General features: G+C 32.2%; 8 protein-coding genes and 1 pseudogene. 4 read left to right on the forward strand and 5 right to left on the reverse strand.

Annotated elements, in window-relative coordinates:
• Positions 1-41: 41 nt before the first annotated feature.
• Together TDSAC_RS09175 and TDSAC_RS05685 are read right to left on the reverse strand one after the other, a co-directional pair.
• Positions 42-125: pseudogene (locus TDSAC_RS09175) on the reverse strand (AlbA family DNA-binding domain-containing protein); the annotation flags it as partial.
• The gene (locus TDSAC_RS05685; RefSeq protein ID WP_108309288.1) at positions 125-2,596 is read right to left on the reverse strand and encodes a site-specific DNA-methyltransferase; all 2,472 of its coding nucleotides are present in this window, start codon (positions 2,594-2,596) and stop codon (positions 125-127) included. The pseudogene TDSAC_RS09175 and the gene TDSAC_RS05685, both read right to left, overlap by 1 nt.
• A gap of 310 nt (positions 2,597-2,906) precedes the next feature.
• On the opposite strand from TDSAC_RS05685, the gene TDSAC_RS05690 reads away from it, so the two are divergent.
• The 3 genes from TDSAC_RS05690 (at position 2,907) to TDSAC_RS05700 (ending at position 8,457) form a co-directional block, all read left to right on the forward strand.
• Positions 2,907-4,673: a diguanylate cyclase domain-containing protein gene (locus TDSAC_RS05690; protein WP_108309289.1), complete on the forward strand. Its 1,767-nt coding sequence runs from the start codon at positions 2,907-2,909 to the stop codon at positions 4,671-4,673.
• 102 nt (positions 4,674-4,775) lie between these two features.
• Positions 4,776-5,615 carry a glutamate racemase gene (gene murI, locus TDSAC_RS05695; protein ID WP_199919724.1) on the forward strand — a complete coding sequence of 280 codons (840 nt, stop codon included), beginning with the start codon at positions 4,776-4,778 and terminating at the stop codon, positions 5,613-5,615.
• Positions 5,584-8,457, forward strand: coding sequence for a [protein-PII] uridylyltransferase family protein (locus tag TDSAC_RS05700; protein WP_108309291.1), 2,874 nt, complete (start codon positions 5,584-5,586; stop codon positions 8,455-8,457). Before murI ends, TDSAC_RS05700 begins: the two co-directional genes overlap by 32 nt.
• Before the next feature lies 1 nt (position 8,458).
• On the opposite strand, the gene TDSAC_RS05705 is transcribed toward TDSAC_RS05700, so the two are convergent.
• Positions 8,459-9,781 (reverse strand): aminopeptidase, encoded by a 1,323-nt coding sequence (locus TDSAC_RS05705; protein WP_422822127.1) that lies wholly within the window; start codon positions 9,779-9,781, stop codon positions 8,459-8,461.
• A 66-nt stretch (positions 9,782-9,847) separates the two neighbouring features.
• Entirely contained in the window at positions 9,848-10,768 is a 921-nt protein-coding gene (locus tag TDSAC_RS05710; protein ID WP_108309293.1) for a radical SAM protein, read from the reverse strand.
• A 180-nt stretch (positions 10,769-10,948) separates the two neighbouring features.
• Here TDSAC_RS05710 and fsa point away from each other — a divergent pair, with 180 nt between their 5' ends.
• Entirely contained in the window at positions 10,949-11,602 is a 654-nt protein-coding gene (gene fsa, locus TDSAC_RS05715; protein ID WP_108309294.1) for a fructose-6-phosphate aldolase, read from the forward strand.
• Between the two features lie 44 nt (positions 11,603-11,646).
• Here the strand turns inward: fsa and fbp are convergent, their stop codons facing one another.
• Positions 11,647-12,612 (reverse strand): class 1 fructose-bisphosphatase, encoded by a 966-nt coding sequence (gene fbp / locus TDSAC_RS05720; RefSeq protein WP_108309295.1) that lies wholly within the window; start codon positions 12,610-12,612, stop codon positions 11,647-11,649.
• Positions 12,613-12,614: the final 2 nt, after the last annotated feature.

Raw genomic sequence — 12,614 nt, forward strand, 5'->3', positions numbered from 1 at the left:
TCCTCATTTGACTACCTTTCGCTTTTTTCTTTGTCGTTACATTCAGTATTTGCAAAAGCACAAATACACTTCAAATACTCATCCCGCCAAGATGACTTGAATTCAATAGTTTGGGATTCTTCCATCACTCCCACCAAATTAATGGCTTAATGAGTTTATAATCCAAATTTTTGGTATTGATTTTTGTTCCGTCTTTAAACTCAACTTCATCGCCGTTGATTCTCTTAATCCATTTGCCGGTAAGATTAGACAATGTCTCGGCAATGTCTATATTCGGATAGAGTTTTGATAGATCCACTTTGACTTTGTTATTTTCATAATCAATTTCCAACGCTTTGAGCATTTTTTCGTCTTTCATAAAAACATATTCCTGATAAGGCGATGCACTTGGTCTTATAAACAAGTCACCATCTTCGTATTTGCAGTTTGCCAGGGCTTCCTCGTATTGCTCAAGTTCATAGTATTTGAAAAAGCCACCACCTTGATATTCTTTTACTTCCTTTGAAATGCCTGATTTATCATAAGCCAAAACCTTTTTCATCCTTGGCAAAATCACGCTGTAAAAATGCTCTCCCATCTCCACGCCAATCCACTTTCTGCCAAGTTTGTGGGCTACTGCAGTGGTGGTGCCAGAACCGAGAAAAAAGTCAAGAATAATTGATTGTTTATCATACTCCATTCCTTCAATTACTCTTTTTAGTAATATTTCTGAATTCTCAGTAGCAAAGAAAGTATTATGAGTTTCATAACTTTTTATATCAGTCCAATTTGTATCCAAAAGTAGCTCTGGTTCTTTAAGATATTCTGGCATTCCCTTAACTTCGTTGCCTTGCGTATCAATATATTTTCTACCCGGGTTTATTCTTATCCATCCTAGTTTCTCATAATCACTAATCTTTTGTTGTGACAAGCCCCAATGTTGTCCTTTTGGTGGTAGCCACGGCTTCCCAAAAAAATATCTTACTTGCAATTCATAAGTCTTCCTTTGACCTGGCATATCCAAAGAAATCCATTGCCTTTCTTCTTCCTTTATCTTTCGTTTTGCTCCCTTAAAAGCCATTAAATTTTTATCCTTCGCATAGAAAAATATAGAATCAATTCCAGTTAAATATTGATTTGTCAATCCCTTCGGAACATATCCTCTTTTGACAAAAACTTCATTCCTAAAATTCTCCTTTCCAAAAATCTCATCCATCAGGCATCTTACAATCCAGTTTCCATTGTAATCGCATCTTACAAAAATGCTTCCTTTTTCATTCAGCCATTTTTTGGCAAGGCGTAATCGGTTTTCAAGTAAAGTTGCCCAGTTGGCATCTTTGTAATTTGTGCGATATAAAAACTGATCGGAAGAATCCAAATTAAACGGTGGATCAATATAAATCGTCTGCACTTTTTCTTTGAATTTCGGCAGAATGGTATTTAATGCCTGATAGTTCTCGCTTTTTATTAGCCAGCCGTCCAGAGATTTGTCTAAATCATCAAACTGGTCTAAAATCTCAAGTTCTAAATCCTTGAAATACTTTGTATCAATGGGTAAATGCTCGTATTCTTTTTTAATCTGCTTGCCTTCTAAAGTATCTTCAAATAAATCAATTTTGAATTTTGAATTGTCATTTTGACTTTTGATTTTTGCATTTTGAATTATCCCCAGCTCTTCCCACTCTTTCACCTGTTCGCCAAAATTCTTATGTTTGATAATCTTTTCAATGATAGCGGGAGTTATTTTGTCCAGCGTAATTACATAATTTGAATTTTTAACAAACTTCGGCTTATTCCAGATTTTTACTAACTCGTCTTCAAACTGGGAGATAAAATCAATTATTTTGAAAGCAATGTCTTTGAGGATTTGCAGTTGATTGACCCTGTCCGCGCCCCACTCTTTCGCCCCCTCCCAGAAATACTGATAACTCCAAAGCTTAAATTGCTCCTGCAAAAATACTTTGGCATTTTTATTGATGAAGAAGTCTACTTCACTTTGCTTTTCAAAAACCCTGAAGGCTCGTTCTAACTGTTCTTCTGTAATGGCAATGCCTTTTCTCTTTATGGTTTTTAATATCTCGTCTTGTTTTGTTTTTGTGCCCCTCTCGGAGTATTGAACGTCAAAGACAATTGTTCTGTCTTCTTTAACTTTATCTAATTCAAAAATCAACGAGCGTTTTTCATTGGCTTTTTTATGCTCTAAACTTGAAACATCAAAATAAAATTTAAAACCATCGGATTCTATCTCTAAACTTCTGAAAATACGGTCGGTCTTTACATAGTAGAGCATCTGCGTTTTCCAGAATAGAATAACATCCCTTTCGTCGGTGTAAACTTTTTCGTAGATGTTGTTATGAAATGGCGTTGAGTTGAAATAGATTGAGCCACTTTCTGTAAAATAGCGGCTGAAAAAGGAGTAGAGCTTATCAAAAAGTTCATTCTTGAATGAGGAATATCTTTCTAATGCTTTTTCTATATCTTCTTTCAGTAATTGTTCGATTTTCCTGTAGTAATTTGATTTTATGCTCATCAAATTAACAAAACCGCCCTCGCCTTCAATCCTGGCACCGATAAAAACATCCTGTAAAGCCCTGTAAAATTTCTCTTCTTTAGTCATAATACCACCTTAGTTATTACAAATCCTTTTATTTTAATCTATAAGTTCACCAAAACCCACCCAAAAAAATTTAAGAATAAAATTAGTTTAACTTTCATTAAAGTAATAAGGATAATATCATTTTATTCCAATCAAATCAAGGAGCTAATAAGTTTATTTGTTGACAAAATCAGTGTCCTTTAACACACGCTAACACAATGTGCTTGACAAAAATAAAAAAAATATTTAATCTAAGTCCAATTTGTTTAATAAGATTATATGTAAGATTTTGAAGCTTTTATTTCATTTTTTTTATATTAGTAAGGAGAAAATGCAAGAAAATAATAATATACCTTTAGAAAATAAATTTGATACTCTTAAAAATATAATTGATAACTTAGACATACCCATTTTACTTATAGATAAAAATCATAAAATTATTTTGCAAAATAAGAGCGCTTTTGATTTATTTGGTTCAAAAATAGGCGGACATTGCTGGTATGAATTATGGAATGCTAACTTCCTTCCTAAAGTTCAAAGGGAGTTTTTTGAAGAAGGGAAAGTTTTACCAACCATGCAATGCTACTTTTGCCTATCCAATATAGAACTTAATTCAAAAAAATATTTGCTTAAAGAATTATATTTTAAGGATGAATACTGGCAATTGAACTGGATATCATTAGACAAAAACAATATGTACTTGATTTATCTAATAAACTTAACTCGCTCCAAAGAAAAAGAGAAAGGGCTAAAAGAAGAAAAAAATTTTTTAAGAGAAGTCATAGATCTTGTGCCAGATATGGTATGGCTAAAAGATTCTCAAAAAAGATATCTACTCGCAAATAAAGCAATATGTAATAAACTCTTACATGCAAAAAATACAAACGAGCCTGTAGGCAAAACTGACCTGTATTTTGCCCAAAGAATAAGAGCCCAAAAACCAGATGATCCAAACTTTCATACCTTTGGAGAATTGTGTATGGACTCTGATTCAGTAGTACTTGCTACTAAAAAGCGAGGTAGATTCGAAGAATACGGAAACGTAGCAGGAAAGTATCTACACCTTGATGTTATAAAAGTTCCAAGAAAAAACGAAAAAGGAGAAATAACTGCAATACTTGGAGCAGCAAGGGATGTAACAGAACAAAAGATAGCAGAAAAACAATTAAAAGAGACTCAAGAAAGCTTAAAGCACTCACTTGCCTATCATAAAATTCTATTTGAAAAAAATGCGGCAGGTATGTTAATTATAGATAAAAACTTTACTATAATTGATGCTAATCCAACTATTTGCAAAATGCTTCTATATACCAAAGAAGAACTTATAAACAAAAACATAAACCTTATCCATAAAGATGACAAATCAATTGAAAAGTGTAGGAAACTTATCAAGAAACTCTTTAGAAAACCGAACGAAGAAATAACTATAGAACAAAATTTTAAAAGGAAAGATGGTTCAACTATTTGGATCGAGGCTACAAGTTCCTTGATCGAACTTCCAAATAATGAAAGGGCAATTATCTGGAGTGCAATAGATACTACAAACCTATATTTACTAAAAGAAAAACTTTATTTCCAGGCACTTCACGATAATCTTACAAAACTACCAAATAGACGTTATTTAAGTTTAGAGCTTGTAAAGGCAATAGAACGTGTCAAAAGGCACGATCATATGCTGGCAGTTTGCATGATAGATCTAGACGATTTTAAGCCCATAAACGATACTTATGGTCACAATATAGGCGATATAGTTTTAAAAACTATAGCTCAGCGTTTAACAAACAGACTAAGAAGGGTTGATTTTGTCGCCAGACTGGGTGGTGATGAGTTTGTAATTCTATTAGAATCTATTAAAAATCCAAAGCATTTAGAAAGGATTTTTACAAAAATTGATGAAGCTATTAGCTCGCCTATTAAAATAGCAGAAAATATTACTGCCCAGGTTGGTGCCAGTATGGGGGTATATATATATCAAAAGGGTGATTTTACTACTCCCGATGATATCTTGAGATTTATTGATATAGCAATGTATGAAAGCAAAAAACAAAAAGGAAACAGAGAACATTTCTGGAAAATTTATTCAAATAAAAACTTTTGAATTTAAATAATCCCAATTTAAAGTTATATAAAAATACTACTATCTTCATAAAAATGATAAAATAATATAAATATTGTTTTTAAACTACATGGAGGTTTTATATTGAAAATAGGTATCTTCGACTCGGGGTTGGGAGGAGTAAACATCTTAAATTCTATAATAAAAAGCAACTTACCATTGTTTGACGACATATTTTATGTCGCTGATACTATAAATGTCCCATACGGGAACAAAAATATACAAGAGCTAGAACTCATAGTAGGAAATATTATTACTTTCCTTGAAAGTAAAGGATGTGAATTAATTATAAGCGCTTGTAATACATCCTCTTCCACAGTATTAAACAATTTAAAGCAAAAAACCAAAATACCAATAATTGGTACAATAGAACCTACAATAAACTTTATAAAAGAGACCTTTCATTATAAAAATCTTATAATTCTTGCTACAAAAGTTACAATCGAAAGCAGAATCTTTGAAAATACTCTTTCTGAATATGGTTATAATGTATATCCAATCGCCTGCCCAAAACTTGTCGATGCTATAGAATTTAAAAACCCATCTCTTGAAATAGAAGAACTTTTAAACAGATATCTTCATATAGAAATAGAGGTTAATGAACCAATAGGCATACTCTTAGGTTGTACACATTACCCTCTAATTAAAGACCAGATAAAAGATGTTGCCTCTAAAAAGTTTTCAACCGAAATAATTATATTAGATCCTTGTGAAAGAATTTCTACTGAAGCGCTAAATTTGATATCAAAGGATAGTTCAATTAATAAATCCCAAAGACTATTCATTTATGATACGTTTGACATAGAATTATTAAAGAAAAAAATAGAATATTATTTTAAATTTGACAAAGTAAACGTACATTTTGAGAAAATATCAAATATAAAGCCGCTAGATGAACTTAAGATCAACCAGCCTAAATATTAACCCAGATTCATTCTTCTATTCAATTGTAGAAAAGCATAATCTTAAGATCACTGAAGTCGAATTTACAAAAGGTAATTTTTTAAAAATTCTAGAACACTCTCCCTCTCCATATTTTTTGTGTAGCGATCTTATAAAAAGGCCGCTCTTTGCCTATAGACTGTTTACGATACTTTCTTCAAGCATCTATCTAACTAAAATACTCTTACAACATCCTAATTACTTAGACCTTCTTAGTTCTACAAATTTTGAATTAAATCTTGACCTTGATGATTATATTCTTGAGGCAAAGAGGGCAACCGAAATATTCAGGGGATTCGAAAATAAAATAAATGCTCTTAAAAGGTTGAAGCTAAGGGAACATCTTAGAATAGCAACAAGAGAAATACAGGGCAATCTCGATTTAAAAAGTTCTACTCTACAGCTAAGCGCCCTGTATGAAGCACTTTTAAGAGAGGTTTTAAGTATATGTCAAAAACATCTTGAAGAAAAATTTGGTAAAAAAATACCACTTTTTACAGTTTTTGCTGGAGGAAAACTTGGAGGAAAAGAAATAAATTATTGTTCAGATGTAGACCTGGTTTTTGTATCACCCCAAAAAATTGACTATGAAGATTTAAAATTATCCAACAAGTTAGCAAGATTTTATATAAAAGTTCTTTCTGACTTTACCCAAGAGGGCTTTTTCTTCCACGTAGATTTAAACTTAAGACCCGAAGGTCCTGATGGAGCTTTGTTACCTAAAAAAGATACATCTATTGAATATTGGAAAAGATGGGCAGATCCCTGGGAACTACAATCACTAATAAAATTTAGACCAGTAGCAGGAGATATTAATTTGGGCAAGGAAATTCTAAAGGCTCTCAACAAGATAATCTACCCAAACTTTCCTTTAGAAAAGAGAATAGATAGCATAATCCAAATAAAAGAAAGAATAGAAAATCAATCTGCCAATAATACAAACGAATTAAAGAGATCTCCTGGAGCTATCAGAGATGTAGAATTCTTATGTCAATTATTTCAAATTCTTTACGGCTATATCTATCCAGAATTACAGGAAACAAACACAATAAAAGTTTTAGAAACATTATTAAAACTTAATCTCATTAGCTCACATGAATTCTACGCCTTATATAATGGCTATATCTTTTTAAGAAAGATTGAACACCTTCTAATGATATACAATAATCAAATCATACATGAACTTAATAATGACAGCGAACAGAACAACATTATTAGTGAACTTATGGGATTTTCTAGTGAAAACGATCTTGTAGAGAAAATTAAAGAACACAAAAAAAATATAAGATTTGTATTTGAAAAATACTTTAACAAAAATTCATGGATTAAAAGAAAAAAAATAAAAAAGGGGATTTCTCAAATAATTGAATTAGAAGAAAAAGATTTAGAAGATGTAAAGCAACTATTAGAAGGCTTTAATCAAGAAATATCTAAAGACTTGAATCGTTTCTCAGATTTAGTCGAATCATCCAGATATTTAATACTGCTAAAAATTGGAGGTATAAAATTTCAAGAAACTTTATCCTACCAACTTGAAGAATTGCTTTTAGAAATATGTAAAACAAACCATCCAGATTACACGCTAAAAAATCTTTCGCTTTTCTTTTCTAACATGAAGGGAAAGGATACTTTCTTTCAAGTATTCATGGACAACGAATATCTAAAGAAATTAATTCTTTCATTTTCAAATTTTGGTCCTTATTTATTGAATAAGATCGTCAACGAACCAGAATTTTTAGACTATTTGCTAGAAACAAAGGAATTAAACTTCGAAAGCATAAAAGAAAAGGATATCAGTTTTAATCCTCAAAACATTACCAACTCAATATTTAGAGAAATATTAAATCTTTCACAAAGTTATCTTACAAGAGCAAGAAGTGAGACGTGGGTTCAAAAGGAACTCACATATCTTGGACAAAAGTTGTGTGAGTTCTGTTTTAATCAAAATATACAAGAAAGGTATAAAAAAGAAATAGCTCTATTAGCTTTGGGGAACTTTGCAATAGGCAGATTGACCATAACCTCAGATTTAGACGTTTTGTTCGTTCACTCAGATCTTAATTCAGATCTGGATCTGTATACCCTGCATAAAGATTCCCAGAAAGCAGTAATAAACTTTTTAAAAACTAATGACAATACAAGTTTTCCAATTTACTTTGACATAAGACTTAGGCCTGAAGGAGAAAATGGAGAAGTTATAAGAAGTCTTTCAGCATACAAATCTTATTATGAAAAATATTTAGAGCCATGGGAGAGAATAGCTTATTCAAAATTAAAATTTATATGCGGAAACTTTAACCTTGCAAAATCTTTGATTATTCTAACGAGAAAATTTTGTTATAGAGCTTTTAATAAAGAAGAATTAGAAGACCTTCTTAAAATAAGAAATAGAGTGATTCAAGAAAGGATAAGTCCAGATATAGATCCAAAAATGGATATTAAACTTGGTCCAGGTGGTATGATGGACATTGATTTTTTGTTACAAGTCTACAGGCTTCCATTAGCCAAAAATTACAAACCTCTAAGACTATCTGATCCATGGCAAATACTCAAAAATATGGACAACTTTGCGCCGTGGTCACCCAAAGAACACGGCATACTTAAAGAAGCATTTAATTTTTACAACAAAACACTTTTCGCCATAAAGTTTTTACGTGGCAACACTAACAACTTATTTTTGAGTGAAGACGAGTTATCAATCCTGAAAAAGATGATAAAGTATAATGAAACAACTGATATAACTAATTACTATATAAATTTAAATAAATCTGTCAAAGAGATATTTGATAAATATTTTCTACAGGCATCGAACTTTAAAATCTAAATTACTTCATCATCAAAAAAGATTTGTAAGCTTTATAGGTTTCATACAAATCAGCCTTTGAAGCTATTTCAAACGGAGAATGCATGGAAATTAAAGCAGGACCGCAATCGAGGGTTTCAATGTTATGCTTTGAAATATACTTTGCAATTGTTCCACCACCACCTTCATCTACCTTACCAAGCTCTGCAATTTGCCAGATTACGTTATCCCTATTAAAAGCTTCCTTAACTTTAGCGACAAATTCAGTATTTGCATCGTTTGAGTAATATTTTCCTCCATGCCCTGTAAATTTTGTTATAACTACACCGTTATTTATATAAGCTGCATTGTCAGTTTCATGAACTTCTTTGTACATTGGGTTGACTGCAGCACTAACATCAGCAGATAAGCACTGTGAGCTTTTAAAGAAATTTAAGATGTTTGCAAAGGTTGGTTCTATCCCCTTTCTTTTCAAAATTTCTATAACTATATCGTATACAAAACTTGACTGAGCAGAGGTATTGCCTTCAGAACCGATCTCTTCCTTATCAACCATAAGTAATACCTGAGTCTTGTCAGAGATTTCCACATCAAAAAAGGCCATCAAGGATGCATATGCACATATTCTATCATCTTGGCCATATGCCCCTACCAAGCTCCTATCAAAACCTAAATCGCGAGGTTCAAAGGCTGGCACAGCTTGGATTTCAGCACTTACAAAATCTTCTTCCACAATTTTATACCTTTCATAAAGATAATTTAATATGTTCAGCTTTATCTGATCTTTTTCTTCTTCTGAGAATGGAATAGATCCACAAATTATATTTAATTTATTAGCATCAAATGCCTCCTTTGTAACCTTTTCATCAATAACCTTTTTTGAAAGGTGTGGCAAAAGATCTGGTATTACAAATATAGGGTCATCAAGTTCTTCACCAATATTAATTTCTAAAGTCTCTTTATTTGACTTTACCATAAAAATGTGCAAAGAGATTGGAATGTTTAACCACTGATATTTTTTTATTCCTCCATAGTAATGAGTGTGAAACAAACCCAGACCGCTATCTTCAAACAAAGGATTTTGTTTTAAGTCAATTCTTGGCGCATCAATATGACTGGCAATCATTTTCATGCCAAAATCTTCTGAAAGCCTAATCAGGGCAACACTTTTATTTCTATTAACTATTATAAACTCTCTATCCCTTCTATTATTTAAAAAATATTCGTTTACAAATTTTACAGTTTCTCTCTCTGTCTTACATTTTTTTAAAAAATCCTTATATCCCTGTGCAAATTTAAAAATATTTTCTCTATCTGTTTTAAACCATGCATTTCTTCTTTTCATAAACAAGATGTCCTTTAAATTCGACACGTCAACCTCCAAACATTTAAATATTTAAAGTCATATGACTCATTTTTTGACAATAAAAGCTTTACCTTCATAAACCCTTTGGCTAATTTTACCTTCTTTTAAAAGTCTATTTAATATTCTTGTTATATCTTCATCGCCAGCACCAAATACGCTCATCAGCTCCTCTTTTGAACATGGTCTAATGCTTACCATTTTCGCAATAGAGAGTTCAAGAAACTCATGAAAATCCATGTTTTTTTCACTAAATGGCTTTATAAGTTCGGCATTCAGATCCTTCAATTCAGAATATACCCGCATCAGCTCTTCGTTTGTTAATTTTTTTATGTTTTCCTCAGCAGGAGGCCTATCTATGGTTCCGATCTGAAATTTGTGAGGATTTATAAATTTTACAGCTCTTTTCAGATCTTCAATGTCTTTCTGACTATCGTTAAGGCTCTTTACAAACAAAACTTCTAACCAGACTTCGCCCTTAAATTTATCTCTAAATTCTTTTATCCCATTAATAATTTCATCAATTTTCAAACTTACGTGTGGCCTATTAATTTTTCTGAACGATTCTTGATTCGCTGCATCAAGACTCGGTATAATTACATCAGCATCCATCAGATCTTCCTGGACATCAGTTAGGTTTAATAGACTTCCATTGGTAAGTACTGCAATTTTAGCAACGTTAAAACTTTTTACATATTTAATAAGCCTGCCAATATCTTTGTTTAGTGTTGGCTCTCCACTTCCAGAGAAGGTAACAAAGTCAAACCTGCCCATCCTTTTATAATTCTCTCTAAAATCTTTCTCAATCTCATCTGGATTATAAAAGGAACGCCTATCGTTTATAAGATTTGTTGTTCTTCCTACTTCACAATAAACACAATTAAAATTGCACACTTTATGTGGGATAATGTTTATCCCAAGACTTAATCCAAGCCTTCTTGATGGCACAGGCCCAAACAAAAATTGCATAATTACCTCCAAAAAGTTTTTAAAACTAAATTTTATTATACCACTTTAATATAACTACCCTTTTATTTTAAGACTGACTATAATTACTAATTCTAATAAAAAACTCAAATTTAAACTTTTATAGATTTTTATGAATAATTAATTTATAATAATTAAAAAATTTTTAAGGGGTGTAAAAACTTGGAACTATATTTAGATACTGCAAAAATAGAAGAAATAGAAGAAGGCGTAGAACTTGGCATAATTTCAGGAGTGACTACAAATCCTTCACTACTTGCAAAAGCTAATCCAGCAGCTCCAATCGAACACCTAAAGAAAATTTGTAACATTGTAAATGGTCCAGTTAGCGCTGAGATAATTTCAACAAACTATAGAGATATGATATCAGAAGGACTAAAGATATCTAAGATTTCAGAAAAAATTGTAGTAAAAATACCTATTACTGAAGATGGACTTAAAGCCACAAAAGTTCTTTCAAAAGAAAACATTGCAGTCAATATGACCCTTGTTTTTTCAGAGTCTCAAGCAATTTTAGCATCTTTAGTCAATGCAGCTTATATAAGTCCCTTTATAGGGAGATTAGATGACATTTCCTACAATGGAATGAAACTTGTAAAATCAATATCAGAAATTTTGAAAGCAACTAATTCGAAATCGAAAATAATCGCAGCAAGCATAAGACACCCTTTACATGTTGTTCAGGCTGCAAAAGCAGGTGCTCACATAGCAACTGTTCCATTTAAAACGATGAAACAGCTTGTAAAACATCCATTAACCGATATAGGAATTGCAAAGTTTCTAAGTGATTCAAAGGGTATTTCTATAGTATCTTAGAGGACAACATAATTAATTTGTTGCCCTCATAAGTTCAAATAACTTTACCCTTTCATATAATTCACTAGTTCGTCTATATCTTCTTTACTGCCCATAAAAACAGGTGTTCTTTGATGTAGACTGGTAGCTTTTATGCTCAGTATTTCATTGATTCCATCAGTAGCCCTGCCACCAGCTTGTTCTATTAGCAAACTCATAGGTGCAGCTTCGTAAAGAAGCCTTAATTTTCCTTGTGGATTTTTTTTATCCCCAGGATATGCAAAAACACCACCTTTCAACAAGGTTCTGTGAACATCAGCTACCATTGACCCTATATATCTTGCAGAATAATTCTTTGATTTCAAATTTTCAATATATTTTTTAAGCGGCTCGTCCCATCGCTGAGAATAACCCTCATTAATTGAATATATCTTCCCTCTTGAAGGCATCTTCAGATAAGGATGAGACAAAAGATACGAACCTACTGAAGGGTCTAGGGTAAATCCATGAGTGCCGTTTTTAGTTGTATACATAAGCATAGTTGATGATCCATACACCACATATCCTGCAGCAACCTGTTTGTATCCTTCCTGGAAAAAGTTTTCTACCCCATCACAACATTTTCTATATATGGAAAATATTGTTCCAACATTTACGTTCACGTCAATGTTTGAAGAACCATCCAACGGATCCAGGGCAATTACATATTTTCCGTTTTTCCCTTTTTCAGGGAATATGGCATCATCAACTTCTTCCGAAGCAAGGGCATAAAATTCGCCTGAATCAGAAAGGTGTTCAATCAACCAGTTATTAGAAAGTTGATCGAGTTTTTGAACCTCCTCACCCTGTACATTGACCTTCCCTATCTTGCCTAAAACATCAGAAAGACCCGCTTTCCTTATTCTTGAAGATATTACTTTTGTTGCATTTTCAATAGACATCAAAGCCAAGCTAAGGGATCCCGTAGCTTGAGGAAATTGCCTTTCCTCTTCCAAAATAAAGCGATTGAGATCAATACCAATTCTGGCCAAAA

Source organism: Thermodesulfobium acidiphilum (assembly GCF_003057965.1).
In the GTDB taxonomy this organism is placed as follows: Bacteria; Thermodesulfobiota; Thermodesulfobiia; order Thermodesulfobiales; family Thermodesulfobiaceae; genus Thermodesulfobium; species Thermodesulfobium acidiphilum.